Genomic DNA, 25,369 nt, shown 5'->3' on the forward strand with positions numbered 1-25,369 from the left:
GCAGTCAGAGCGGCTGCATTGATAGGCCGGACACACGACTGCACTCGAGACGCGCTGCATGACCGAGCCGAAATTGCCTCACCGCGGGAGCCTTCCACACACACGCTAAGGTCGAACGAAGAACGAACATCTGTTTGTCCCTTGGATAAGATTACCATCCGATTGCGATCGATTTCGCGGGCAACCATAGGCTGGGCTCCTTCACAGCAAGGGAGCGAACGAATGGGCCGAAGAAGGCTGGTCAATGCGGCAGAGGCGAAGGTTCTTTTTGGGGTTGCGGTTGACGAAGACAGTTTGCTCCGACACTATACCCTCGGTCCAACTGACAGATTGGAATGCGAGATCCGACGCCGCCCGCATAACCAGTTGGGCTTCGCCATCCAACTTTGCGTCATGCGACATACCGGACGACTCTTGGCGGAAGGCGAACAGCCGCCAGCGACCCTCATCCACTACTTGGCAGACCAACTCAGCATAGAGCCGCGTGATTACGCTATCTACGCACGTCGAGCGCAGACACGTTTCGACCACAGCCGTTTTCTGACCGAGCATCTCGGCTTGCACATAGCAAACAAAGATGATCGGTGTGCTGCGCTCCTGGCTGCAATCGACGCCGCGGCTTCCGGAGATAAGGGGTATCTGATCGCCACGGCAGTCATGTCCGCATTTCGGCAGCGTGGGGCGTTGCTACCTTCTCAAGCTGCGATGGAGACGATCGGATTGGCCGGCCGCGCCATTGCACGCCGTCGCGCAGATATCTCGCTCGTTGAAGATATTGCCGTCGAGAAGTTGGTAGTGCTCGACAACGTGCTTCACGTCGATCCGGCTATTGGTCAAACGCGATTCCATTGGCTGCGATCGGCACCAGATGCTCCCGGCGCTTCGAACTTGTTTGAACTAACCGAACGAATAACCTTCTTGCGCGCGCTCGAAATTGACCCGCGATTGCAGGCGCGTATTTCATCTGGACGCTGGGATCAGATCATTAGGGAGGGCGATGCCACTCCTGCGTGGCTCGCCGCAGATTTTGAGCTGCTGCCGGTTTCGTGGACAGCGGGTTAAGCTAGCATAGCGCGGGCTTCGAATTCCATGGGGCTGATGTAGCCCAGTTTCGAGTGCCGCCTGCGCGGGTTGTAGAAACGCTCGATGTAATCAAAGACATCAGCACGCGCTTCGTTTCGGGTTCGATAGACCTTGCGGGCCGTGCGTTCGGTCTTCAGCGAGGAAAAGAAGCTCTCCATCGCGGAATTGTCCCACACGTTGCCGGCCCGGCTCATCGAGCAGGTGATCCCATTGTCGGCCAGAAGGCGTTGAAACTGCTCGCTTGTGTATTGCGATCCCTGGTCCGAGTGATGAAGCAGCGCGTCAGCCTTGCCGCGTCGCCAGACCGCCATCATCAGTGCGTCCATGACCAGTGAAGCATCCCGATCAGCTTTCATGGACCAGCCTACGGTGCGCCGAGAAAACAGGTCCAGCACGACCGCGACGTAGAGCCAGCCTTCCGCGGTCCAGATGTAGGTGAAGTCGGCCAGCCACTTCTGGTTCGGCCGGTCGGCCTCGAAGTCGCGATCAAGGATGTTGTCGGCGATGATCGAGCGCTGACCGTCGTCCTTCGGCTTTCCACGGCGTCTGGGCCGTGCCCGTAAGGCATTGATACGCATCGGCCGTTCGATCCGGTGAAGCCCGCAGGCCAGACCGTCCTCAAGAACATCCCGCCAGACCCGGCGGGCGCCATAGGTCCGGTCGCTGGCCTTGAAGCTCATCTCGATCGCAGCAACGAGCTTGGCGTCATAACTCTCGCGGGTGCTGGTCGGGCGGGTCAGCCAGGCATGGAAGCCGGACCGCGAGACATCCAGAACCTCGCAGAGCCAGGTGACCGGCCAGATGTGGCGGTGTTTGGAGATGAACACGAACCTCATATCGCCTCTCGCGCGAAAAAAGCTGCTGCTTTCTTCAGGATGTCACGCTCCGCACGCAGCCGCGCGACCTCTTTCTTCAGCGCTGCAATCTCGGTCAGATCGGCCCGCATCTGCCCGTTCCCGGGAAAAGCTGCGGCAGGCGTCGCGGTCAGTTCCCGCATCCAGCGGCGCAAAACACTCTCCGCTACGTCGAGGTCGCGCGCCGCCTGCGCCACCGCCACGCCCCGGTCCGTCACCAGCCTGACGGCCTCGACTTTAAACTCACGGCTGAACTTCCGTCTCGTCATATCTGCACTCCAGTTCCTTGGTCACGATCTTATCTTCGTGGCCATGAAACCGGCAGCAGCTCACGCAGACCAATTTGGCCAGTGCTTCGAGCACGAACCGGGCAAGGTCAGGGAGGTCGGTGCGCTCGCCTTGCGCGAGTTCTCGGACAACGCGGGTCATCTGGCTGATCCCGGCTCCGGTAGAAATTCCGATTTCGGCGAGATGTGCTCGGATCGAATGCAGGAGCATCGTGCGCTGCTTGACGAGTAAGGCCCTTGAGCGGTGCAGCATGGCGGCCGAAGGTGCCGGTCTATCACACGCTGCACCACATGCTGACCAATCCGGTCTATGCCGGCGCCTACGCTTTTGGCCGGCGCGGAACGCGCGTTATCCTGCACCTTCGTATCGCCAGATCAAGCTATAGGTAGAATGGTCAGGCGAAGAAGCATTCTCCATCCTCTCTACCAGGCCGGTGAAATCGTCACTGCGCAGTACGAGAGGAAAGGGAATGACTTGCGAAGGATTCGCGTGGGTTGGACTGACCGTCTGGGGAAACCTGGCTGTGTCCTTGGTTTTTCCGACAGAAAGCGTCGGCTGCGCTTCGCGACGCTTGCCGCGCTATTCCCCAATCCTATCGGCAGGCGTCCGTTCCACCGAGGAGCGGACACAGGCTCCGTTATTTCTGGCAATTGTTCCGTATGCCGTTGAGAAACAAGTCAACAGCCGATTCTACTGCATTTCGCATCTCCTTTTCAGAGGGCGGTGGCCGCAATCCAAGGACCACCTGCAGATGCAGATTGTCACGGATCATGCCGATGAAGCGGTCGGCGAGTTGCCGGCAATCTCCCACCCGAATTTCATCTCGCTTTTGTGCCTCCTCAAGAATCTGCGCCAGCCGGACCGTCGTGCGACCCGGTCCCTGTTCGTAGAACGCCTTGGCAAGATCAGGAAAGCGATTGGCCTCCGTGACGGCAAGCCGATAGATGCCGATCACCGTCGGCGACATGTAGATGCGCAGGAGATGACGGCCGAAGACGGTCAGTGTCTCCGGGAGATCGCGCTCCTCGGTGTTGTCGATCGGCAGGCTCGAGAGCGCCTCGTCGGCATTCCCCGTGACGATCGCGGCGAACAGGCCCTGTTTGTTGCCGAATTCGCTGTAGATGTTCCGCTTCGACCCGCCGGCACGCTCGATGATCGCGTCGATGCTCGCTGCAGCATAGCCCTGTTCGAAGAAGATTTCGGCAGCCGCCTGAAGAAGCGCTTCCCGTCGCCGGCTTATCCGCCCTGACCTGATACCATCCAATGCATCCATTCCTTCCAGGCATGCTTGACTGGTAACATTCGTTACCATAAGCGTCAATGGTAACAATCATTACCGGAGGCCATCATGGCACAGTCGCGAAACAGGAAGCTCGTCGGTCTGCTCTTGTGCCTGGGAGCCGTCGTCGTCCTGGCGGCAGGTTGGTCGGTGTTGCGCTTCGACGCGAAGGCCTCCACCGACAACGCCTATGTTCGTGGCAACGTCACCTCGATCGCCCCCAGGGTTGCGGGCTACGTCACCACCGTGGCGATCGACGACAATCAGATCGTGCAGGCAGGAGACATCCTGTTCAAGATCGACGACCTGGACTATCGCGCCAGGCTCACGCAGGCGGCCTCGACGGTCGCGGCCGCGCTGGCCCGGCTGACCAATGTGGATGCCCAGATCGAGCTTCAGCATGCGCTGGTGCGGCAGGCGCAGGCGCAGGAACTGTCGGCCAAGGCCGAACTGACGCTGGCGTCGAAGGCTTCCGACCGGCGTCGCGAACTTGTCCGCAGCCACACCATCAGCAAGGCCGAGGTTGACGAAAGCGATGCCGCGAGATCGCGGGCGGAAGCCGCCGTGGCCGCCGCTGCTGCGGCCGTCGATGCCCAGAAGGAGCGCATCGACGTCCTTTCCACCGAGCGCGAAGCCGCTGTGGCCGCCGTCGATCAGGCGCAGGCGGCTCGCGACCTGGTTCAGATCGACCTCGACAATACCGTGGTCCGCGCTCCCGTCGACGGCGTCGTTGGAAACCGGCAGGTCCGCGTCGGCCGGCTTGTCTCGCCCGGCGCCCCGCTGCTCGATCTCGTTCCCGTCGACGATGTCTGGATCGTCGCCAACTTCAAGGAAACACAAGTCGGACGTATCCGACCCGGCCAGCGCGTCCGCATCACCGTCGATGCCTATCCGGAAGAAACGTTTGCGGGCGAGGTCGACAGCTTTGCGCCCGGCAGCGGTTCCGCCTTCAGTCTGCTTCCGGCGGACAATGCGACCGGAAACTTCGTCCGCGTCGTTCAGCGGGTTCCGGTCAAGATCCGGCTCGTCGACAACCCGTTACCTGGCCGCCTCGTACCCGGCCTTTCGGCACGTGTCGAGATTGATGGCGGCAGCCGTTCATGACTACCGCCCTCCCCGGCGCGCCGAGCCACGACCGCTCTGCGGCAGGGACTGTTCTCTTGGCGGGCATCGTGCTGGCCACGCTGACCGAGGCGATCGCCAGCACCGTCCTGTCACTTGGGCGCGGCGACATTATCGGCGACACCTACGCGACGCCGGACGAATTCGCCTGGCTCGATATCGGCTACACATCGCTGAAGCTGATGGCATTCATGGTCGCGCCCTGGCTGATCGACCGCGTCGACCCGCGCGGCTTGATCGTCGGATCGACCCTTGTCATGGGTGCGACATGCGCCCTTGCCGCGATGACGGCGCGACTGGATCTGCTGATCGCGCTGCGCGTTATTCAGGGCCTATCCGGCGGCATTTTGCTGGTCGGTGGTCAGACCCTCATCTTTCTCGCCTGGCCTAGGCGTCGCCAGCCGTTTCTTCAGGCGCTGTTCGCAATGGGCTCGGTCGTAGCCCCCGCCACCATTGCACCGGCGCTTCAGGGATGGCTGCTCGACAGCCGATCCTGGACATGGATATTCTTCGGCGTCGTTCCGGTGGCTTTGGCGGCGGCAGGCCTGATGTTGATGGCAGACAGTCCGACGCCCGACAGAGCTATGCGCCGCCCGTTCGACTGGATCGGCTTTCTATTTATTTCCACTGGGCTCTTCTGCTTCACCTATGTCTTGAGTCAGGGCAGCCGCTGGGACTGGTTTGAAGAACCGCGCATCGTGGGGCTGACACTGGCAGGCACGATTGCCTTGATGGCATTCATCGGCCGGGAGATACGCGCTGGGCGTGACGGCTTGCTCGACTTCACCGCATTCCTATCGACCGACTTCTCCTTTGCCTTCATCGTCAGCTTCGTCGCCGGAGCGGCCTTGTTCGGCAGCGCCTATCTGATCCCCTCGTTCGCCGTGTCGGTCCTCGCGTTCACGCCGACCGACGCCGGCCTGCTCCTGCTGCCGAGCGGCGGGCTTTTCGTCTTCTCGCTCCTGGTTTGCGCCTTCCTCATGCAGGCGGGCCGCGTTCCCCCAATCGCCACCGTGCCGTTCGGCATCCTGATGATTATGGTTGCGATGTGGATGCTCTCGGGTTCGACCGGCGAAAGCGGAGCGGACGACATGATGGCGGCCATCCTGTTGCGTGGCTTCAGCCTCGGCTTTCTGTTCCTGTCGATCACCCTGATCGCCTTCGACAGGCTCGAAAGCCGCAATCTTGCGTCCGGCATCGGCCTGTTCAATGCGGGCCGCCAGCTTGGCGGGCTGGTGGGCGTGGCAGCTCTCCAGACATCGATCCAAGACAATGTCGCCGCCAACGCGACAGTGCTCGGCGCCCACGTCACGGCCGGCGTCCCCGCGCTTGGCGAGCGGCTTGGGGCGACGGCCGCCGCGCTCGCCGCAAGGGGAGTGGACGCCATAGAGGCCAACCGCGCGGCCCTCGGCCTGCTGGGCAAGGCCGTGATCGGCCAGTCCACGGTGATCGCCTTCGACACCGCGTTTACCACGGTCGCGTTGCTGTTCGTGACGGCCGCGCCTGTGTTGATTACGATCAGGATCGCGCTCGCCAGGCTGGCCGGGGCGCGCGCCTGACCACGGCTCGGCTGGCGGCCGTCACGCGGTTTCGCGCATCGGTGCTGGCAGCGTTTCCCACATGCGGATGAGCTCGCCGATGGAGGCCGCCTGCATCTTGCGCATGACGTTGCCGCGGTGCAGCTTCACCGTCACTTCGCTGATGCCGAGGTCGTAGGCGATCTGCTTGTTGAGCCTCCCTCGCGCCACTTCATGCAACACCTCGCGCTCGCGCGGCGTCAGCGTCTCCAGACGCCTGACGTTGCGCTCGACCACTTCAGCGTCCGCTCTGCGCCGGGCGTCGGCGGCGATGGCCGCGATCACCGCGTCGAGCAATGTCTGGTCGCGTACCGGCTTGGTTAGGAAGTCGATGGCGCCTGCCTTCATCGCCTGTACGGTCATGGGGATGTCGCCGTGCCCGGTCAGGAAGATGATGGGCTTGGAATTGCCGTTCCGAACCAGATGATGTTGGAGGTCGAGGCCGCTGGAGCCCGGCATGCGCACGTCCAAAATCAGGCATCCGGGCCGGTCGATCACATCTGCCTCCAGAAGCTCCCTGGTCGATGCGAAAGCCGCCGGCTGGAAGCCGGCTGACAGGATGAGCTCATGGAGTCCCTCGCGAACGGCCTCGTCGTCATCCACGATGATGACGAGCGGCTTGTCCGGCTCACTCTTCCGTTGCGGGTATTGCGGTGCCGATCTCCGCATGAGCGGCTGTTCAACTCTCATCTTCACCCTCTTGGTTGTGCAATGCCTGCTCGACGGCCGCCAGCAACTGTTGAGCGTCGAAAGGCTTGCGGAAGAACCCGCTGCTCTCCCTGGCGCGGCCCTGATCCGCGATTTCGTGGCGACCCGTGATCAGAAAGACAGGCAGATCATGGCGCTCCTTCGTCACCATGTCGCGAAGCTCGAAGCCATCCGTTCCCGGCATGCCGATATCGGTGATGAGCAGGTCCAGGTCCAGCAGCCCGCCGGCCAACAGCGTACCCGCACAAGAAAAGGTGCGGGCCTCGTAGCCGGCGGATTCGAGCAGGTCCGCCAACGACTCCAGCAGCCTGGGGTCGTCATCGACGATGGCAACGGTATTTCTTCTACTCGACACTCGAACCTCCGGCACGGCGCGAATGGGTGACCGGCATCTCCAGCCGTTCGGCTATGCGCACAAGATCGGCGAGAGAAGCGGCCACCATTTTCTGCATGACGTTGCGGCGGTGGATTTGCAGCGTGACTTCGCTGATACCCAGTTCGGCAGCCGCCTGCTTGTTCAGAAGCCCGCTGACGACGAGCGGCATGACCTCACGTTCCCGGGGCGTGAGCCGGGCGTAGCGCTGCCTGAGCAGCTCGAGGTCGGCACGCTGCGAACGTTGCTGCCGATCCTGTGCGATTGCCGCTCGGACCGCCGTCATCAGGTCGCGGTCGCTGAACGGCTTGGTCAGGAAATCCACCGCGCCCTGCTTGATGGCGCTGACCGAGGACGGGATGTCTCCATGGCCGGTTATGAATACGATCGGCGGATGATCGCCCTCAGAGATCTGGCGCTGAAGATCGAGCCCGTTGATGTCGGGCAATTCCACGTCCAGGACGAGGCAGGAGGGAATATCCGGTTTCACGGCGTCGATATATTCGCCGGCCGATCCGAAGACGACGGCATGGATTTCGTGGGAAGCCAGTAGTTCTTCGACCGCTTCCTGGATGCGGATATCGTCGTCGATGACGAATACGATGTGGTCATGCTCGGTCATGGCGTCGTTTCCAGCTCGACCGGCAAGGTGAAGACGAACTTCGCCCCCTGCGGTTCGTTCTTCTCCGCCCAAAGCCGCCCGCCATGCGATTCGACGATGGAGCGGCAGATCGCCAGCCCCATGCCCATTCCATCTCCTTTGGTCGTGAAGAACGGCTCGAATATTCTCTCGGGAAATTCCACGCCCGATCCCCGGTCGCCGATTTCGATCCGGACCGTCTCCTCCGATCGGCGTGCCTGGATGCTGATGACCTTGAGGCCGGACGAGGAATTCATGGCATCCAAGCCGTTGCGGATCAGATTCACCAGAACCTGCTGGATCTGGACGCGGTCGAGTTGAACTGCCGGCAGACCGCTCTCAACGGCAACGTCCATGCGGACGCCCCGCCGCGACGCTTCTTCCGCCAAGACCTCGCGCGCTTCTGCAATGACGGCGGCTATCGAGGCGCCCGTGCGCGTTTCGGCCGATTGCCTGAACAGGGCGCGAATACGATTGACCACATCGGCCGCTGCATTCGCGTCGCGCGTGATGCGCTCGACTGTCTTCTGCGCCCGTTCGATGTTTGGCGGCTCTGCGTTCAGCCAACGCTGGCAGGCGTGCGAGTTGGCGACAACGGCAGCCAATGGCTGGTTCACCTCATGGGCAATTGAGGCAGATAGTTCCGCGAGGCTCGCCGCCTGGCTCGCGCGGGCAAGTCTTTCCTGGGCAAGGCGTAGTTCTTCCTGCGCCCTCACCTGATCCTCGATGTCAAAGCAGACGCCATTCCACTGCACAATTGCGCCTTCGGCGTTACGCATCGCCGCGGTCCGCGTCTCGACCCAACGATATACGCCGTCGGAACGTCGCAGGCGATGCTGCAGGGCGTAGGGTTCGCCAGTACCGAGTGAGTGGCCGTACCGTTCCTTGACAATTGACAGGTCATCGGGATGGATGATGGCATCCAGCGTGCCGGCCAGCCGTGACCTTGCACCTTCATCCTTATCCTCGAGATTGAAGCCGAGGAATTCGCGAAGCTGCTGACTGCGATAGATAGGCTTGCCATCGGGAGCGGCGCAGTAGATCAGGGCGGGCAGCGTTTCTATGAGTTGGCGGAGCGAGCGTTCGCTTTCCCGCAACGCATCCTCGGCATGCACCTGATCGTCTATATCATGGCAAAGGCCGTACCACTGAACGATACGCCCGTCTTCATTGCGCATTGGCTCGGCGCGGCTCGACATCCAGTGATAGACACCGTCTGCGCGCCGCAGGCGATAGCGCATGGCAAACCGCTCGCCGCTGGCGAGAGAGCGGTTGAGAGCGTTCCTGAATTCGGTCGCATCGTCCGGATGAACCGTTGCGATGAGCCTGTCCAGCCGGCTCATGCCGGGCTGGTCCATGTCCGCCACGTCCATGCCGAGGAAATCGGCCATGCGCCTGTTGAAGAAGGTCGGCTCGCCGTCGGGGCCCAACCGCCATAGATGGCTGGGCACCATGTCGATGAGCTGCGACAGTTCCCGCTGCCTTTCGCGCAACGCCGCCTCTGTCTTCTTGTAGACGTCGATGTCTATGCCGACGCCGTACCATCCGGTGATCCGCCCCTGGGTATCGTAGGTCGGCCGGACGGCGAACCGATGCCAGACCCATTGACCCGTGGTACGCAGCACGCGCCATTCATGATGAAAGTACTCGCCCGTGCGCAGGCAGTGGCGCAGGGCGGCGGCGGCATCTTCATAGTCGTCGGGATGCACGCTCCTTTTCCAGCCGAGATCGCCGCCATCGAGGAAGCTGTCCACGCTCAACGGCTCGTTGAGGTCCTCAAGGGTGAGCGCAATGGAAGTCTGGGCGATCGGCGTGGCATAGGTAAACGTCCCGGACGGATCGAATGCAAAGGCGGCACCGAACAGGCCCTCGACAGCCCTGGCCCCGCGCACGGCCTCAACCGTTTCACCGAGTGCATCGGAGGTGGTCCATCTTTCGCCTGGCTTGGACACCATGGGGTCTACATCGACGCTCACCCCATATCCCGGCTCGGCGCGCAGTTCCGCCCAGCGATAGCTGCCGTCAGCCTGGCGCCGTCGATAGCCGACAAGCTGGGGAATGCCATGCCAGAACGCGCGGGCCATGGCCTGTTCCGCCGCAGGCCTGTCATGAGGATGGATGAGGTCCAGCGGCAGTTTGTCGGAATCGGCGTCCTGCGCAGAGGCCCCGGCTGGCTGCGGGGACCGGTCGTCAGCATTTTCCGGAACGCCGCTGTCGATGACCGTGCCGTACCATCCGGCTATACGGCCAGAATCGTCGCGCATGGGTTGCCCGGTGCTGCGGCCCCAGCCATAGACGCCGTTGGCCTGCAACATGCGGTGCTGGACGTTATAAGGTTCGCCGCTGCCGAGGCTTTGACGCCACGCGGTGGCCGCATCGTCGTAGTCTTGCGGGTGTATGACCCGTTTCCAGCCGAAACCGCCCTCTTCGGGGGCGGAATTGAGATCGTCCATGGTCAGGCCGAGATAGGCAAGGGCATCCGGCGTCACATAGATGAACCTGCCGTCGGCGTCAGTCGCCCAGGCGTTGCCGACGACAGCTTCGACGATTTTCGCGGCTCGCAGGATTTCGGCGACTGAACCGGAAGATGTCGTCATCGGCTGGTCCTCCTTGCGGCTGTGCCGGACGGCGGCCGCGTCAGGATCCAGCGTAGCATTTCTCGCCGGTTTCGGGTTTTGCCAATTCATCGGCGCAGGCTACAGCGGATACCGCTTCAGAACATCCTATGGAAATCCATGTATCCGCCCGGCCGGCACGGCAGGCTACGGAGCGAGCCGGACAGGTCGGATGCTCGCCTGCCACTTCGTCGGCCGCGGAGAGAAACCGGAAAAACCTCCGCGTTCATCATCCCTGTCGCGTCCGGTTAACACGGCCCGCCCGTCCAATTTCTTGTCTTTCGCTGCCGCCTACATCTGTCCGTAGGTGTAGGACAGGCAAGCTTATTGGTAGCCGATCCCGGCGATGTAGTTGGCCAGAAGTTTCCCCTGGATTTCCTCCTGCTCGAACAGCGCCTTCATCGCATCGCGTATGTCGAGCACGCCGATAGGCTTTGCGCCAGTATCGAGCACAGGCACGTTCTGGAGGCTCCGCGCTGACATGGTTTCCCAAATGGCGTGGAGATCATCGTCGGGCGTGCAGGAGAAGAAGGGGCTGCTCATTAATACCGATACATTGGCCAGGCCGCCCCCCGCGGCAGCCATATGGCGCACGAGATCCGACTTGCTCAGGACGCCGGCGGCCAAACCGTTTCCACGGCAGGCGACGACCAGTCCGATGCCGGGTTTCAGGAAGGAAACCGCCGCCTCATGCAGTGGTGCGTCGACACCGACGATCGTCAGGCGAACCGACGTCATTGGGCTGAGTTGTCCAACAAGCATGGAAACCTCCTCGATAGGGGGACGAGCGGCGCCGCATGCGACGCCGCCCGCTTCGCAACGACCGACTGCGGATCACTGCGCGTAGGTCGTCAATTCCGCTTCATCCGTATCGACCACGAAGACGGCGAGAAGGCGCGCGCGTTCGGTCTTGCTGGCATTCTCACTCACCCCATGGCGATCGCCGGGGAACTCCGAAAAGTTTTCGCCTGCATGATAGGTGATGACGGGACCGTCATTGACCTGGCTGCGGATCGCTCCCTCCAGAACTGTGGCGTAGATGAAGGCGGAGTCAGGATGGGTATGGGCCGGCGATGAGCCGCCGGGTTCATACTCGACGATCACGCCCTTCATGCTCTTGCCGGGAACGTTGGGCAGCGGCTGGTCGTAGACGACGGCAACCTTATCGTCATGAGCCGATGCCGGCGTGGCCGCCATGGCCGCCAGCAGCGGCAGGGCAAGCAATTTCCTGATCATGGTTTTATTCCTTCGTTTGGGAGTCCAAGTATCTGACGGCGCCTCGCCGTCACGGCTTGCGGGCGGAAGTTCGAAGCCAGTCGTCGAAGCGGACCCGACCGATATGCGGATCGGTGCCCGGCACGAGCGAGCCGTCATCGAGTTCGACGCCGAAGTAGAGAGCGTGGGGATCGGCCACCACTTCGCGAGGGTCGTCGAACTTTTTCAGGTAGCGGGCCACGAGTTCGTTGAGCGGAACGCGATCCGGCCCGGCGATTTCCATCATGCCGTTCAGGGGGGCCGACAGCGCGACCTGCGCCATCACGTCGGCGACGTCGTCCGAGGCGATCGGCTGTACGAAGGCGGTTGAAACGAGAGCCTTGCCGCCGACCGTCCCGGACTGGGCGATCGAGCCCATGAACTCGTAGAACTGCGTTGAATGGACGATGGTGTAGGCAATGCCGGATTCGCGGATCAGGTCCTCCTGGGCCTTCTTGCCGCGGAAATAGCCGCTGCCCTGCAGCCGGTCCGTGCCGACCACGGAAAGTGCGATGTGATGCTTCACGCCGGCCGTCCTTTCCGCGCCCAGCAGGTTGCGGCCGGTCGTCTGGAAGAAGTCCATCACCGCCTTGTCCTCGAACGACGGCGAGTTGGCCAGGTCGACGACGACCTGCGCTCCGGCGAGCGCTTCGGCCAGACCCTCACCGGTGACGGTGTTGACGCCGGAATTCGGCGAGGCCGCAATGACCTCGTGACCCTTGGCGCGCAGCCTCTCGACTGTCTTGGAACCGATGAGACCGGTTCCGCCTATGACGACAATCTTCATGACTATCTCCTGTTCTGCTTGGGAATTATGTGATTGATGGATGCCGGCGTCGGTGTCCGGCTAGCGACGTATCCGACGATTTCCGGCTTCAAGGCGCCGCAAGTTGCCCCATAGGTCGCGCGTCAGCGCGAAGGTCCTTTCCAGGAAGTGCCTCAGATGCCGGCCCGCATACCCGGGATCCCGGGGAGCTTCGGTGTGCGAGCCTACATGGCGCCTTGGCGGCGATGCTGGCATCGCTTCATGCCCCTTTTCGCGCAGGCTCTCGACGGTTTGCGAGCGGATGTTGGCGGTAGCGCCAATGACCAGAATTTTCATGCTGAGTATCCCTGCACTTCTGGAAGCAATCGGACGAACTAAGGCCGAAGAGCGGCGGCGCTTTATTGTCTCGTCGCGGCCGCCTCGATGAGGTCGGCGACATCGTGAGGGTGGGAAACCATCAGGGCGTGCGAGGCGCCGTCGATAACGACCGTCTTCATCGAACGGGCACGCTCAGCCATGAAGCCCATCACTGCTGGCGGAATGTTGCGGTCCTGGGACCCGTAGATCCAATACGACGGCAGCTTGCGCCACGAAGGCTCCCCGGACGGCTCCGCCAGCGCGGCCTCCGTGACCGGCCGCTGGGTTGCTGCCATCAGATCAGCCTGTTCCTTCGGCACGTCCGCAGCAAACTGTGTATGGAACTTGCTACGCTCGATGAAGAGGTCGCGCACGCCGTCGTGGCGCTCGACCGGGACGATTGCATTCCCCAGTGTGCTTCCGGGAAACTTCGCCGAAAGCGACAGGCTGGACTCACCATTGTCGGGGGCAAAGGCGGCGACGTACACAAGCGCCTTGACGTTGGGGCTGCCGTTGGCTGCCTCGGTGACGACCGGGCCGCCGTAGGAATGGCCGACCAGGACCACCGGGCCGGGGATCGAGCGGATGACCGCCGCGACGGCGGCGGCGTCAGAGGCAACGCTGCGCAGTGGGTTGGCGGCGGCGACGGCCGTGTAACCGTCCCGCTCCAGTTCGGTGATGACGCCCTCCCAGCTCGAGGATTCGGCGAAGGCCCCATGGACCAAAACGATGGTCGGCCTGGACTGCGCGACCGAAGGTTGCGTCGCCATGCCGGCCGATATCGTCAAGGCCGTGGCCAGCGCCAGGATTTTCGTGATCTTCCTCATTGCTATCTCCGTGAGCGAATGTGACGGCTGTCACGACGGAGAATGCGTCGGCATGACGCTTGCCGCTATCGAACCTACGGATCGGTGATGCCGTACCAAGGTCCAGTGTCGATACTACCCGGCACGCCGAGTTCGCGCCGAGCCAACGGCCGTCACCGTCGACCGCAGCAGGTGGCACAGATCGACAAACGCGACCACGAGGCTCAGATCGGGAATGTCTTTCGATGAGAGATCGACGTCAACAAAACGGCCGGTCAGTTCCGGGCCGACCGACGCTGGTGACAGCGCCATGATCTCCATCCATTCGAGCACGGCGCGCTCACTCGGGCCGAACAGGCTCGAATCGCGCCAGCCCGGGGGATGGCGGAGCCGCATGGGATGCTCTTCCCTCTCCCCGCAGCTTGGTCCGCTCGATATGTGCGGCAAAGCCAAAGGTGCAACGGGTCAATTGCGCGGCTCGCGCCGCCGCAGAGTCAGCAGAATCGTCGACGACGAGTGAGCGAAGCGCGATCGGCAGAGCTTTGATCACCGCATCGATATCGGGAATTTGTGCCGAGGGCCCGGCACGTCGGAGGTCTGGGCCGTCAGGCCAGGGCAGAGCTTCCGACGACGCTGCAGTTCTCATGGCGACACTCCCCGGGGTTGGTAGTTCTGTCTCAAGCGCGTGAGGCGGAAACCAGCCGGAAGAGGGCGTTCGGCAGGCGCCGGCCTGCTCCCAAGACGCATCGACAATCAATCCGCCGTGAACACTGCTGCGAAGGCAGAGCCTTTCGACCGGCTCTGCCTTCGTATCGACATCTGCGATCGGACGACAATCAATCCACGGCGCTGATGGCTTTGGCCTTCAACTCGAAAATAAAGTTGTCGCCTCCGATGTCGATTGAGTTAGGATTTTGTGTATCCCAGGTGACCTTGACGGACTGGCGAATATTGAAGCTCGACAGATCGATGTCAGCCGGCAGCTTGTAGGAGTCGCCGTTGACCAAGCGTACCGTATTCGCCTTTGCGTTCAGCGTCTCGATCTTGCCGTAAGTGGTGAAACTGGCAGCGAACCCAGTCGACGGTATCGCCATGGCAGCAAACACCAGAGCCATGAGGGGCAGTTTACGCATTTTCTTCTCCTGCTTGAATTAATAAATATTATTGCAACATCTTATGTTTTACCTACTGATGTTGCTGTATATATACTTATGATTTCGAGGACATTTGTAAAACTGTACCAAGGGTGATAGTGGATACAGCTCATGGTCTCCGTTCTAATAAATGATGGTCGTAAATACCCAGCGATGGAGAAGTGGCGTCCTGCCGAAGCGGACCGACGAGACCGCTAGCGCCGAACCCCTGGCAGGAGGAGCGTTACGGTAGTGCCGACGCCCGGCACGCTGGACAGCCTGATCTGGCCGCCCGCGCCCTCTACGAAGCGCTTCACCATGGGCAGGCCGATACCGCCGAGGCCGCCGCTCTTGGTTGTGAAGAACGGATCGAAGGCACGTTTCATGGTTTCGTCGGTCATGCCGATTCCGCAGTCCACGACACTTAGCTCGACCATCGTCCTGTCGGTATCCGGAAAGAGCATGGCCGCCGTGATCTTGATGGTGCCGCCGTTCGGCATCGAATCGCGGGCGTTGAGCGCCAGATTCAGGATCGCGCTCTGTAACCCGAGAGGCTCGCATTTCACCGCGGGCAGAACGGCGTCAACGTCCAACGCGATCCGATGCGTTGGCTCCCATGTCGGTTGGAGCAGGTCAAGAATCTCCGTCAGGGAGTGCGAAACGTCGACGTGACCGGCTTCGGTGGAGGCGCGACCTGCCTGATGAAGCGACTGCCTGACAAGAGTGCCGGCACGATCAAGGGAGGCTCTTGCGCCCGAAATCACCGGCTCCAGCGCTGGCGTCACGTCGAACCGCGAACTGCGCGCAATGATGTTCACCGCAGACGAGGCAATCTGGATCAGATTGCCCAGTTCGTGAGCCACGCCGGCGCTCTCAAGAAAACCTCGACGTTTCAAGGCAGACGCGTGGTCGGCGTAGACTGGGAGTAAATGCTTGTTCGATTCCGGTTGCGACATGGCGTAGCCCTTCTTTCTTTTGCGTGGTGCGCGTTTGACGATGAAAACGCTAAGGGCTGGCGAAAAGGCGGTCGATTGGATCAAGGGTTCGGGTCTGCCATACCGCAGTACAGGTCGTGGCGACGGCCGCGCTCATGGAACTCACCCGGCATCCGGCTGGCTGGCATCTCTCAGGGACTGGAAAAGCCCTTCGTGCTCCATCGCCCCTCTCACGGCCGGTCGGGTTGCGAGTCTAATTCGGAGCGTTTCAAGCGGCTTGGGGACGGACACTCGGAAGCGCCGGGCCCATAGGAACATGACAAAAAGGTAGAAGTCCGCGACGCCGGGCGTATCGCCGAACAGGTAGTCGCCCGCCAGGTGGGCGGCAAACAGGTCCAGCAATTTGGTGATCGAATGGCTTGCCTTAGCTCTTTCGTCTTCCGTGCTTTGATGCCACATAGGTTTGAAGGCTCGGTGGATCTCGGTGGAGATATAGGTCAGAGCCTCGAGCGTCCGCGTACGGCCAAGTGGACCATCTACGCGCAGAGCGGGATACTGCGAGGCGATCCAGTCGAGGACGGCTATGTTCTCCGTCAGGATTTCGCCGCCATCCAGCACCAGGACCGGCACGTATCCTTTGCGCGTGATGGCGACGAAATCGGCCCCGGACGCCGTGCGTTTGGTCTTGAGGTCGACCGCCTCGCGTTCGAATGGAACACCGGCTTCCAGAAGCGCGATGTGATCTGCCAGACTGCATGCCAGAGGGCTGTAGTAGAGTTTCATAGAACGTCTCCTCGCTTCCGACGTACGGTGGATCAGGCGCGATGTGCGCGTCGCTTCCGATTTTGCATGGGATGCAGAATGAACCATGTGGCTTGGGGGAGAACCGCCCTACGCTGTCGGTCGAGATATTCCTGAACCAAGGTATGGGTAGAGGCAGCCTTGGGCACGATAGCAGGCGATTGCGGCTAACGGGATAATCGGCCCGTCTTCACTCCAACAAGGACTCCGCAAATGACGCCTCGTTTCGCTCCCTTCAAGGTTGCCCCCGACCTCGCCAAAAGCCTACTCGACGTCGAGAAGGCGCTCGGCGCCGGCGGGATCGAACATGGCCTTGGCGAGTTGGTGAGGCTGCGCGCGTCGCAGATCAACGGCTGCGCCATGTGCATCCACATGCACACCATTGACGCCCGCAAGAACGGCGAAACGGACATGCGCATCATCATGCTCGACGCCTGGCGGGAATCGCCGCTCTATACGGACCGCGAGCGCGCGGCGCTTGCCTGGACGGAATCTCTGACGAACATCAAGGACACCGGCGCGCCTGACGCCGACTATGAGCTGGCCAGAAGCCAGTTCAGCGAGGACGAGATCGTGAACCTGACGGTCATGATCGGCGCGATCAATCTGTGGAACCGGCTGCAGATCGCGGCCCGCGCCATTCACCCGGTCGAGCAGTCAGACAGAGCGGCCGCCTGATCCGCCGCATTAGGCCAGAAACGGGTCCGTCCTCCCCCGTTTCTCCGCTCTGCTTGCGGGCCGCCCCGTGTCCCCCCGACGGGTGCGGCCCGCAAGGTCCCGTGCATCAACGGAGGGCGTCTCAAGCGAGGTGCGATCCGATGAGCGGTGTCCATTCACCCTATACGCCGAAGGCAACATGGGAGCGGTGGCTCGATCGACGCCTGCCGCTGCCGAGATTCGTGCACGGCTCCTTCATCGCCTATCCGGTGCCGCGCAACCTGAACTACGCCTATACGTTCGGCGGCATCCTCACCATGATGCTGGCGATGCAGATCGTCACCGGCGTCGCCATGGCCATGCACTACGCGCCGGATACGACGCTCGCCTTCTCGTCCGTCGAGGCGATAATGCGCGACGTAAACCACGGCTGGCTTTTGCGCTACCTGCACGCTAACGGCGCCTCGTTCTTCTTCATCGCCGTCTACATCCATATGGGGCGCGGGCTCTACTACGGCTCCTACAAGGCGCCGCGCGAGCTCCTGTGGATTCTTGGCTGCATCAATTTCCTGCTGTTGATGGCGATCGGCTTCATGGGCTACGTGCTGCCGTGGGGCCAGATGTCATTCTGGGGCGCCACCGTCATCACCGGCTTCTTCACCGCCATTCCGTTGGTCGGCGACTGGATCCAGCAGTTACTGCTCGGCGGCTTCGCCGTCGCCAATCCGACGCTGAACCGCTTCTTCGCGCTGCACTACCTGCTGCCTTTCATGCTGACGGGTGTAGTCGTGCTGCACATATGGGCACTGCATGTGGTGGGCCAGAACAATCCGACCGGCATCGAAGTGAAGTCGAAGACCGACGTGGTGCCGTTCACGCCGCATGCCACCGTCAAGGACCTGTTCGGCGCCTCCGCCTTCCTCGTCGTGTTCGCCTATTTCGTCTTCTATCTGCCGAACTATCTCGGCCATCCGGACAACTACACCATCGCGAACCCGCTAAAAACGCCGGCGCATATCGTGCCGGAATGGTACTTCCTGCCGTTCTACGCCATCCTGCGCGCCATCACCTTCAACATCGGGCCGATCAATTCCAAGCTCGGCGGCGTGCTGGCCATGTTCGGCGCCATCGCGGTGCTGTTCGTGGTGCCGTGGCTCGACACGTCCAAGGTGCGCTCGGCTGTCTACCGGCCCTGGTACAAGGTGTTCTTCTGGCTGTTTGCCGCCGACGCCATCCTGCTTGGCTGGCTCGGTTCCCGTCCGGCGGAAGGCTCCTACGTGCTTATGGCGCAGTTTGCCACGCTGTTCTACTTCGCCTTTTTCCTGATCGTCATGCCGGTGCTCGGCCTCATCGAGACGCCGCGGCGCCTGCCCAATTCGATCACCGAGGCGGTGCTTGCCGAAAAGCGCCAATAGTACCTTCGATGCCCGATCTGGCTTCGATCATCAGTTGGTTGGCTTCGCCGCTTCTCCAGGTCATCCTGGTCGGCCTCGCCGGCATAGCCGTCTGGCGTCTCATCCCAGCGCGGTTCGTCAATATCAGGCTGGTCGTTCAGATCGTCTTCTTCCTGACGATGTCGGCGCTGCTGCTCAGAGGGCGCATCGTTCCCTACGAGAACATAACAGGCGATGAATCTCAGGCCGGCACGGTGCTGGTCGGTTTGGCAAAGCTGTTGTGGTGGGTTCATCTTGCTTGGGCACTGATCGGCTTCGTCCGCATTTACCTCGTCATAGAGGGAAAGCCCCGAGAGGCGCGCCTCCTGCAGGATATTGTCGTCGGCGTCGTCTATGTCGGCATATTTCTGTCAGTCCTTGCTTTCGTCTTCGCGGTTCCGATCGGAACACTGATCGCCACGTCCGGAGTGTTCGCCATTGTTCTCGGCCTGGCGCTCCAGAATACGCTGAGCGACGTGTTTTCGGGCATTGCCCTCAATCTCGGCCGTCCCTACGCGCCGGGGAACTGGATCGTCCTCAATGACGGTACCGAAGGCCGGGTAATAGAGACGAACTGGCGTGCGACCCACATTCTGACCTCGGCTCGCAACGTGGTCATGCTACCAAACCGGTTCCTTTCCCAACTCGGCTTGACAAATGTAAGCAAGCCGAACGAACGCCACAGGATCACGATAAAAGTCAGGATCGTTCCCACCACAACGCCGGCGGTCGTCGTGGAAGTCATGCGCATCGCCCTGATGAGCAGCAACACGATCCTGAAGGACCCACCACCTTACGTAGCCGTCAAAAGCCAAGATGCTGTACCCATCGAAGTCGATCTGGTTTTCGCCGTCGCAGACGTCGAGCAACGAGTAACGTCACGAAACGAAATCTTCGATCTCGTCTTCCGTCATTGCAGAGCGGCAGGCTTGTCTATGGCATTGCCTCGTTCGATCGCGATGACCCGCCCGCCGTGGCGAGCCGAGGATGGTCAGGGCCATACGAGGATGGAACTGATCAAGGCAATACCGGTATTTTCGGCCTTGACGGATAGCGAACGGGAAACGGTCGCCGCAAAGATATCGGTCCGGACCTATCGTAAGGACGAGATCATCGTCCGCGAGGGCGAGACGCTGCCGTCACTCATGATTGTCCGCAAGGGCGTGATCGTCAGGGAGCGCCACGAAGCTGATGGACATATACAGGAAATGTATCATCTATCTCCCGGCGACTTCTTCGGCGAGACGGGCCTGCTCGCTGGATTCGGCGAGATGTCGACATTGCGGGCAATGACCGATGTCGTGGCCTACGATGTGGACCAGGAAACCTTTGCTGCCTTGCTGATTGAACGACCTGAAGTGGCCGAGAACATCGCCGCGATCCTGTCGGCGGGTATGCCGGCAATTGGCGAGTCCAGAGAGCCTGGACAAAGTGCGCATTCGAAAATCGCACTGCTGAAGTCGATTCAAAAGGTTTTTCGTCTCAATCGGCCAAATGCCCGCCATCGTCTATGATATGCGGTTCAACTCGACCATGGTGCCTTCGTCGACGGTGCCGTCGAACCAGACTTCGAACATGGTCTCTAGGAGAAATTCTCGAGGGCTCGCTGCGGAAAAGAGCGTGAGCGAGGCATGCAGGTCTCTGGCATCGGCCTCGCCGAAAACGGCATGTACATTGGCGGCAAACAGCGGCAGAAGCGCCCCGACGCATTCACGATAACGCCCTCCCAGAAGCGGAGACGAAAGATAGGCCCTCGCCTCGTCAAGGGAGGTGATCGAATAGCGACTTGGAGGACCATCGCCCTTGGCCAGCCGGGGAAAGATGAATTTCATGTAGGTCGGCTCCATGGTTCCCTTGCGAAGACAGCCGAGCGCCTTCTGATACACTGGGCGTTGGGCCCGGATGAACCGCCGCAGATCATATTCGTCGGCCATGTTCGACCGCAGGTGCAAATGTGTCATTGCTCTTACCCAGCGATCACGTCCAGATAGTCCAGGTGGTCGGCAAAGAACCCGCTCATGAACGGGCATCTCAGGATTGCTTTGCGGCCGGAGGCGCGAAGCAGGTCGAAGATGCCTTGCGCCGGGTGCGAACCGATGCCTCGGCCTGTGAATTCCGAAGGGACTTCCGTGTGGAACAACACGATGTTGTTGCCTTCCAGGCGATAGTAGGCGGTGGCCATCCGCCCTGGTGAGATCGGCAACTCGAAGCGATGGAACAGCCTGTTCTCCTTAACCTTTGCGTCCATTTCCGATCTCGATCTCCTTACGTCCAGGTCGCTGGCGCATCAGCCGATGCAGCGGGATTGCACTTTGGAGAACGCTAGAACCGCGCGGATGCCCACGCGACTGGACGGAAGACCAGAACGAGCCACACAAGCGGCGTGCGCTCCTGCCTCGTTCAGCGCCGGCATATAGACTTTCGCAATATCCGACAGACACCTCCGTCGAATGGTCCGATGGGGGACCCAAGCGCATCCTCTCACAGTCGACGTCAAACAGACCAATTAGCGTCGATGCAAATCCAGCCGTTCGCCCTGCACCAACAAGGACTAGGTCAATGCAAAACAATGTCTTTTCGTCTGTCCGCGCATCGCGCCGCGATGTTCTGGTCGGCGCGGTCGCGAGCACCATGGCGAGCGCACTGCCCACACTCGCCCAGCCGCAAGGCGAACAAACCATCTCCCCTCACGCGTCAAACTAGGGATCGACACCCATGAGTACAATCACCACCAAGGACGGCACCGGGATCTTCTACAAGGACTGGGGACCGAAGGACGCCCAGCCGATCGTCTTTCACCACGGATGGCCGCTATGCGCCGACGACTGGGACGCGCAGATGCTGTTTTTCCTTGGCAAGGGCTACCGCGTCGTCGCTCACGACCGTCGCGGTCATGGCCGCTCGGCCCAGGTAAGCGACGGCCACGATATGGACCACTACGCCGCCGACGTCACGGCTGTGGTCGAGCATCTCGGCCTCAGGAACACCATCCACATCGGGCATTCCACCGGTGGCGGCGAGGCCGTCCGCTACGTCGCCCGCCACGGCCAGCAACGGGCCGCCAAACTCGTCATAATCGGCGCGGTGCCGCCGATCATGGTGAAAACGGCTGCCAATCCCGGCGGGCTGCCGATCGAAGTGCTGGACGGGCTGCGTCATTCTCTGGCGACGGACCGCGCGCAGTTCTACCTCGACTTTCCATCGGGTCCTTTCTACGGTTTCAACCGGCCAGGAGCGAAAGCCGTGCCCGGCATCATCCAGAACTGGTGGCGGCAAGGCATGATGGGCAGTGCCAAGGCCCACTATGAAGGCATCAAGGCGTTCTCGGAAACCGACTTCACCGAGGATCTCATACTCATCGAAACGCCTACCCTGGTCATGCATAGCAAGGATGACCAGATCGTGCCTTTTGCCGACTCCGGCCCGCTTTCGGCCAAGCTGCTGAAAAACGGAACGCTCAAGGTCTACGATGACCTTCCGCATGGCATGTGCACCACGCATGCTGAAGTGGTGAACCGCGACTTGCTCGCGTTCATCTCTGTCTAGGTTCGCACCCTTCGCGGAAAGCGAGCCCGGATCGTCGGCCGTTCTCCCCACCGGCCGGCGATCACTCTTCCGACTAAGCAGCAATCGGGATAGTCGAAATGCTCAGATCGAGCAACGCCATCATCCGTCTGTTCGATTCGATAAGACGGCCGTCTCACAGGCGATTTTATGTTCAGCGCGGTGCCGGACATCACGGACTTCTATGTGTTCGCGATGCTCCTCTGGACCGAGCGGTTCCATTCGCCGTTGGCGCGCCGCTCAAAGGATATGGCGAACCGATCCTGAAACGGCCGGCCGCACAGGGGGCGAGACGGCGCGAAGAACTTTTTCAAGAGAGTAGACAACAGGAGCCGAGCTTATGAGCAACTTCGATGGGAAAACCGCAATCGTTACTGGCGGCAGCTCAGGGATCGGCCTCGCAACAGCTGTCCGTCTCGCGAAGAAGGGGGCGAAGGTACTGATCACGGGCCGTCGGCCCGAAACGCTCGATGACGCCTCCCGCAGGCATCTGGGACTGGCCGTGATCGTCGCCGACGTTGCCGAGCCGCAGGCCGCCCAGAGGACCATCGGCGAAGCGGTCGAGCGATGGGGCCGCCTCGACCTGCTCGTCAACAATGCGGGAGCCGGCGCGTTGATGATGCTGGACGAAATCAGCGCCGAGCGGATCGCGCAGATATTCGCCGTAAACGTCGTCGGACCGAGCCTGCTCGTGCAAGCGGCGCTGCCCCATCTCAAGGCGACGCGCGGCGCGATCGTCAACGTGTCGAGCATATTCGGACACAAGGCGGGCGCGGGGCTGTCCCACTATGCCGCCAGCAAGGCCGCGCTGGAACATCTGACCCGATGCTGGGCGCTCGAACTCGCGACACAAGGAATACGCGTGAACGCGGTGGCGGCGGGCCCGACCGAATCCGGCGCGCTGACCGGCATGATGGGGCTCTCCCCCGAGCAGGCCGCAACCGTCGCGGAGATGGAGCGCAAGCGCATACCGCTTGGACGACGCGGCAAGCCCGACGACATCGCCACCTGGATTCTCAATCTGGCCGATCCCGCCCATGAGTGGATCACCGGCCAAGTCATCGCGGTCGACGGCGGCCTCGGCCTCGCCTGACCGCCCGTCCCCGCAATGCCCAAGGAGAACTACGATGAAAAGAGCAGCAACCCGGACGCTGGCGGGAATATCGGTTCCCGACACACCGCTCGTCGCGCAGGCGATCGACTATGCGCAGAGGGAGAGCAAGCCATACCTGTTCAACCATGTCATGCGGTCATGGCTCTTTGCCACACGGATCGGCCAATTGAAGAAGATCGATCACGACGCCGAAGTCGTCGCGCTCGGGACGATATTGCACGACATCACGCTGAACGAGCGCTTCAAGGGCCCACGCCGCTTCGAGGTGGAAGGCGCGGACATCGCCCGGAACTTCGCGCGGCAGGGCGGAGTGGACGAGCGGCGCGCGCAGCTAATCTGGGACAGTGTGGCCCTCAATTCGACGCCGTCCATCGGCCTCTACAAGGAATCCGAAGTCGCGCTGTGTACGACAGGAATATGTCTGGACATGGTCGGCATGGAGTACGACCTGATCCCGCCAGCGGATATGGCCGCCATCCTGCAGCCGTTCCCGAGGCTGGACATCAAGCGGCACATCGCCCGCTGCTTCTGCCGCATCGCTTCGACAAGCCCGGAAACCACCTACGACAATTTCGTGCGGGATTTCGGCGAGCGCTATGTCCCGGGATACCGGGCGCCATCTTCGGTCGACTGGGTATCCGACGCGCCGTTCGACGAATGAGTTGCCGCCGCTTTCAGACTGGCACTCCCAAGCCAGCTTGCGATTTGCCAGTTCATTCCCTCAGACTATCGTAAGGCCCCTCTCGAAGATCCTATGGAATTCATACGCTCTTCGAGAAGGGTCCCGCGCTTGCGGTCTGCCAATTCGTAGGCCGCGGGAGAAACCGGAAAAGCCTCCGCGTTCCTCATCCCTGTCGCACCCGGTTGACACGGCTCGCAGGAGAAAGATGCAACCGCACAAGAAGAATCACGCCCGGGAACGGCCCGGGCCGTCTCAGGGTCTTGCCTACCCTGCCCCCTGTTCCAGGTCGGACCCGCTCATTCGGATGCTTTGAGACCACAAGGCTTCCGCCGTGGCCGGATCGATGGCAAAGGGCCGGACGCCAAAGCGGCCTTCCGCCCCGACCGGCGCGATGTCACAATCCTCGCAGTACACGCCCCCTAACCCCTCCAGTTCGGGCGCGGTGGCGCACCATACTGTCGTGGCGGCGCCCTGCTCCGGGGTCTTCATGTCGCGCGTGGGATCGATCACCGGCGTGCCGTCCGGGTTCACGGCTCCGAAGGCGTCGATCTCTTCGCGGCTCAGGTGCCGTGCCAGCGGGCCGAGAATCGAGCCGGGATGAACCGAGAATGCGCGCACGCCATGCTCACGGCCGCGCGCATCCAGCGCCACCGCGAACAGCGCGTTCGCCGTCTTCGCCTGGCCATAGGCGAGCCATTTGTCATAGGGACGCCGGTTGAAATCGAGATCGGCGAGATCGAAGCCGCCGATCTGGTGCCCGCGCGAAGACAGCACCACCACGCGAGCACCGACAGCAGCGCGCAGCGCCGGCCAGAGTGCGGCGGTCAACCGGAAATGGCCGAGATGATTGGTGGCGAACTGGCCTTCATGCCCATCGGCATCCCGAAACAGCGGCGTCGCCATAACGCCAGCGGAGAGGATGAGAAGATCGAGCGCATTATGTGCGGCGAGAAACTCTCCGGCAAAGCGCCGTACCGAATCCGGATCGAGCAGGTCCATGTGCATGACATCCATACGCGGAATGCCGGACAATGCCTTGCGCGCCGCATTGATGTCGCGCGCAGGCACGATCACCCTTGCGCCTCGCGACGCGAGGACCCGGACCGTTTCCCGGCCAAGGTTCGACACACCGCCGGTCACGATGGCGACCCTTCCGGAGAGGTCGATGTTACCCGCGATCTCCTCGGCGGTCGTGAAGGGGCCAAATGCTGTTCCAAGGGGCGTTTGGGCGGGATTCATGTCGTTCTCCTTGATCAATGCGCAGGAGGTGCATCTAGCGGACACGCCGATCCATATTGAGCTATCCCGAGGTATAGTTCACGCCCGCC

29 protein-coding genes and 2 pseudogenes are annotated in these 25,369 nt (G+C 61.7%); 11 read left to right on the top strand and 20 right to left on the bottom strand.

The window, feature by feature from the left end; genetic code table 11:
• The first annotated feature begins 222 nt into the window (after positions 1 to 222).
• Entirely contained in the window at positions 223 to 1,062 is an 840-nt protein-coding gene (locus ACVCNR_RS17740; protein WP_447075815.1) for a DUF4158 domain-containing protein, read from the top strand.
• Here ACVCNR_RS17740 and ACVCNR_RS17745 read toward each other — a convergent pair.
• Positions 1,059 to 2,206 (bottom strand): IS3 family transposase gene (locus tag ACVCNR_RS17745; RefSeq protein ID WP_447075817.1). Its coding sequence is split into 2 segments (ribosomal slippage): positions 1,059 to 1,945 and positions 1,945 to 2,206, totalling 1,149 coding nucleotides; the frame shifts between segments, so codons are not numbered across the junction. The two genes, ACVCNR_RS17740 and ACVCNR_RS17745, sit on opposite strands and share 4 nt — an antisense overlap.
• A complete protein-coding gene (locus ACVCNR_RS17750) occupies positions 2,181 to 2,435 on the bottom strand; it encodes a hypothetical protein (protein ID WP_447075819.1) in 255 nt (84 codons plus the stop codon). The genes ACVCNR_RS17745 and ACVCNR_RS17750 overlap by 26 nt, the downstream gene beginning before the upstream one ends.
• Positions 2,436 to 2,485: 50 nt before the next feature.
• On the opposite strand from ACVCNR_RS17750, the pseudogene ACVCNR_RS17755 reads away from it, so the two are divergent.
• A pseudogene (locus ACVCNR_RS17755) lies at positions 2,486 to 2,575 on the top strand (recombinase family protein); the annotation flags it as partial.
• A 287-nt stretch (positions 2,576 to 2,862) separates the two neighbouring features.
• Here the strand turns inward: ACVCNR_RS17755 and ACVCNR_RS17760 are convergent.
• Positions 2,863 to 3,498, bottom strand: coding sequence for a TetR/AcrR family transcriptional regulator (locus ACVCNR_RS17760; RefSeq protein WP_447075821.1), 636 nt, complete (start codon positions 3,496 to 3,498; stop codon positions 2,863 to 2,865).
• Between the two features lie 75 nt (positions 3,499 to 3,573).
• Between ACVCNR_RS17760 and ACVCNR_RS17765 the strand changes: the two genes are divergently transcribed.
• Together ACVCNR_RS17765 and ACVCNR_RS17770 are read left to right on the top strand one after the other, a co-directional pair.
• Positions 3,574 to 4,608, top strand: coding sequence for an HlyD family secretion protein (locus ACVCNR_RS17765; protein ID WP_447075823.1), 1,035 nt, complete (start codon positions 3,574 to 3,576; stop codon positions 4,606 to 4,608).
• Positions 4,605 to 6,185 (top strand): DHA2 family efflux MFS transporter permease subunit, encoded by a 1,581-nt coding sequence (locus ACVCNR_RS17770; RefSeq protein ID WP_447075825.1) that lies wholly within the window; start codon positions 4,605 to 4,607, stop codon positions 6,183 to 6,185. The genes ACVCNR_RS17765 and ACVCNR_RS17770 overlap by 4 nt, the downstream gene beginning before the upstream one ends.
• Before the next feature lie 21 nt (positions 6,186 to 6,206).
• Here the strand turns inward: ACVCNR_RS17770 and ACVCNR_RS17775 are convergent, their stop codons facing one another.
• The 5 genes and pseudogenes from ACVCNR_RS17775 to ACVCNR_RS17795 all read right to left on the bottom strand — a co-directional run.
• Entirely contained in the window at positions 6,207 to 6,893 is a 687-nt protein-coding gene (locus ACVCNR_RS17775; protein WP_447075827.1) for a response regulator transcription factor, read from the bottom strand.
• Entirely contained in the window at positions 6,883 to 7,266 is a 384-nt protein-coding gene (locus ACVCNR_RS17780; RefSeq protein ID WP_447075829.1) for a response regulator, read from the bottom strand. Before ACVCNR_RS17780 ends, ACVCNR_RS17775 begins: the two co-directional genes overlap by 11 nt.
• Positions 7,256 to 7,906: a response regulator transcription factor gene (locus ACVCNR_RS17785; protein ID WP_447075831.1), complete on the bottom strand. Its 651-nt coding sequence runs from the start codon at positions 7,904 to 7,906 to the stop codon at positions 7,256 to 7,258. The genes ACVCNR_RS17780 and ACVCNR_RS17785 overlap by 11 nt, the downstream gene beginning before the upstream one ends.
• Positions 7,903 to 9,879 carry a PAS domain-containing sensor histidine kinase gene (locus ACVCNR_RS17790; RefSeq protein ID WP_447076652.1) on the bottom strand — a complete coding sequence of 659 codons (1,977 nt, stop codon included), beginning with the start codon at positions 9,877 to 9,879 and terminating at the stop codon, positions 7,903 to 7,905. The genes ACVCNR_RS17785 and ACVCNR_RS17790 overlap by 4 nt, the downstream gene beginning before the upstream one ends.
• 42 nt (positions 9,880 to 9,921) lie before the next feature.
• Positions 9,922 to 10,521, bottom strand: a pseudogene (locus ACVCNR_RS17795) (PAS domain-containing protein); the annotation flags it as partial.
• On the opposite strand from ACVCNR_RS17795, the gene ACVCNR_RS17800 reads away from it, so the two are divergent.
• Complete coding sequence (locus tag ACVCNR_RS17800; RefSeq protein ID WP_447076700.1) at positions 10,418 to 10,846, top strand: hypothetical protein; 429 nt, start codon at positions 10,418 to 10,420, stop codon at positions 10,844 to 10,846. The pseudogene ACVCNR_RS17795 and the gene ACVCNR_RS17800 overlap by 104 nt on opposite strands.
• A 17-nt stretch (positions 10,847 to 10,863) precedes the next feature.
• On the opposite strand, the gene ACVCNR_RS17805 is transcribed toward ACVCNR_RS17800, so the two are convergent.
• From ACVCNR_RS17805 to ACVCNR_RS17845, 9 genes are all read right to left on the bottom strand, one after another.
• The gene (locus tag ACVCNR_RS17805) at positions 10,864 to 11,301 is read right to left on the bottom strand and encodes a CBS domain-containing protein (protein ID WP_447075833.1); all 438 of its coding nucleotides are present in this window, start codon (positions 11,299 to 11,301) and stop codon (positions 10,864 to 10,866) included.
• Positions 11,302 to 11,373: 72 nt separating this feature from the next.
• Positions 11,374 to 11,775 carry a cupin domain-containing protein gene (locus ACVCNR_RS17810; protein WP_447075835.1) on the bottom strand — a complete coding sequence of 134 codons (402 nt, stop codon included), beginning with the start codon at positions 11,773 to 11,775 and terminating at the stop codon, positions 11,374 to 11,376.
• A 49-nt stretch (positions 11,776 to 11,824) separates the two neighbouring features.
• Positions 11,825 to 12,580: an SDR family oxidoreductase gene (locus ACVCNR_RS17815; RefSeq protein WP_447075837.1), complete on the bottom strand. Its 756-nt coding sequence runs from the start codon at positions 12,578 to 12,580 to the stop codon at positions 11,825 to 11,827.
• A gap of 60 nt (positions 12,581 to 12,640) precedes the next feature.
• Entirely contained in the window at positions 12,641 to 12,895 is a 255-nt protein-coding gene (locus ACVCNR_RS17820; protein WP_447075839.1) for a hypothetical protein, read from the bottom strand.
• Between the two features lie 62 nt (positions 12,896 to 12,957).
• Complete coding sequence (locus ACVCNR_RS17825) at positions 12,958 to 13,725, bottom strand: alpha/beta fold hydrolase (RefSeq protein WP_447076653.1); 768 nt, start codon at positions 13,723 to 13,725, stop codon at positions 12,958 to 12,960.
• A 132-nt stretch (positions 13,726 to 13,857) separates the two neighbouring features.
• Positions 13,858 to 14,118, bottom strand: a complete 261-nt coding sequence (locus ACVCNR_RS17830; RefSeq protein ID WP_447075841.1) for a carboxymuconolactone decarboxylase family protein — start codon at positions 14,116 to 14,118, stop codon at positions 13,858 to 13,860.
• A gap of 440 nt (positions 14,119 to 14,558) precedes the next feature.
• Entirely contained in the window at positions 14,559 to 14,855 is a 297-nt protein-coding gene (locus tag ACVCNR_RS17835) for a hypothetical protein (RefSeq protein ID WP_447075842.1), read from the bottom strand.
• Positions 14,856 to 15,070: 215 nt separating this feature from the next.
• Positions 15,071 to 15,895 carry a sensor histidine kinase gene (locus ACVCNR_RS17840; protein WP_447075844.1) on the bottom strand — a complete coding sequence of 275 codons (825 nt, stop codon included), beginning with the start codon at positions 15,893 to 15,895 and terminating at the stop codon, positions 15,071 to 15,073.
• A 57-nt stretch (positions 15,896 to 15,952) separates the two neighbouring features.
• Positions 15,953 to 16,573 (bottom strand): glutathione binding-like protein, encoded by a 621-nt coding sequence (locus tag ACVCNR_RS17845; protein ID WP_447075846.1) that lies wholly within the window; start codon positions 16,571 to 16,573, stop codon positions 15,953 to 15,955.
• 231 nt (positions 16,574 to 16,804) lie between these two features.
• Between ACVCNR_RS17845 and ACVCNR_RS17850 the strand changes: the two genes are divergently transcribed.
• From ACVCNR_RS17850 to ACVCNR_RS17860, 3 genes are all read left to right on the top strand, one after another.
• Entirely contained in the window at positions 16,805 to 17,269 is a 465-nt protein-coding gene (locus tag ACVCNR_RS17850) for a carboxymuconolactone decarboxylase family protein (protein ID WP_447075848.1), read from the top strand.
• A 140-nt stretch (positions 17,270 to 17,409) separates the two neighbouring features.
• Entirely contained in the window at positions 17,410 to 18,663 is a 1,254-nt protein-coding gene (locus ACVCNR_RS17855) for a cytochrome b (protein ID WP_447075849.1), read from the top strand.
• An 8-nt stretch (positions 18,664 to 18,671) separates the two neighbouring features.
• Positions 18,672 to 20,195, top strand: coding sequence for a cyclic nucleotide-binding domain-containing protein (locus tag ACVCNR_RS17860; protein WP_447075850.1), 1,524 nt, complete (start codon positions 18,672 to 18,674; stop codon positions 20,193 to 20,195).
• Here ACVCNR_RS17860 and ACVCNR_RS17865 read toward each other — a convergent pair.
• Positions 20,190 to 20,615 (bottom strand): DUF1810 domain-containing protein, encoded by a 426-nt coding sequence (locus ACVCNR_RS17865; RefSeq protein WP_447075851.1) that lies wholly within the window; start codon positions 20,613 to 20,615, stop codon positions 20,190 to 20,192. The two genes, ACVCNR_RS17860 and ACVCNR_RS17865, sit on opposite strands and share 6 nt — an antisense overlap.
• A 32-nt stretch (positions 20,616 to 20,647) precedes the next feature.
• Positions 20,648 to 20,929, bottom strand: a complete 282-nt coding sequence (locus ACVCNR_RS17870; protein WP_447075852.1) for a GNAT family N-acetyltransferase — start codon at positions 20,927 to 20,929, stop codon at positions 20,648 to 20,650.
• Between the two features lie 467 nt (positions 20,930 to 21,396).
• On the opposite strand from ACVCNR_RS17870, the gene ACVCNR_RS17875 reads away from it, so the two are divergent.
• The 3 genes from ACVCNR_RS17875 (at position 21,397) to ACVCNR_RS17885 (ending at position 24,020) form a co-directional block, all read left to right on the top strand.
• Positions 21,397 to 22,227, top strand: a complete 831-nt coding sequence (locus tag ACVCNR_RS17875; RefSeq protein WP_447075853.1) for an alpha/beta fold hydrolase — start codon at positions 21,397 to 21,399, stop codon at positions 22,225 to 22,227.
• A 358-nt stretch (positions 22,228 to 22,585) separates the two neighbouring features.
• On the top strand, positions 22,586 to 23,338 hold the full coding sequence (locus ACVCNR_RS17880; RefSeq protein WP_447075854.1) for an SDR family NAD(P)-dependent oxidoreductase: 753 nt from the start codon (positions 22,586 to 22,588) through the stop codon (positions 23,336 to 23,338).
• A gap of 34 nt (positions 23,339 to 23,372) precedes the next feature.
• A complete protein-coding gene (locus tag ACVCNR_RS17885; RefSeq protein ID WP_447075855.1) occupies positions 23,373 to 24,020 on the top strand; it encodes an HD domain-containing protein in 648 nt (215 codons plus the stop codon).
• Between the two features lie 285 nt (positions 24,021 to 24,305).
• Here the strand turns inward: ACVCNR_RS17885 and ACVCNR_RS17890 are convergent, their stop codons facing one another.
• Positions 24,306 to 25,280, bottom strand: coding sequence for an SDR family NAD(P)-dependent oxidoreductase (locus tag ACVCNR_RS17890; protein WP_447076654.1), 975 nt, complete (start codon positions 25,278 to 25,280; stop codon positions 24,306 to 24,308).
• Between the last annotated feature and the right edge of the window lie 89 nt (positions 25,281 to 25,369).

Source organism: Aquamicrobium terrae, assembly GCF_052978165.1.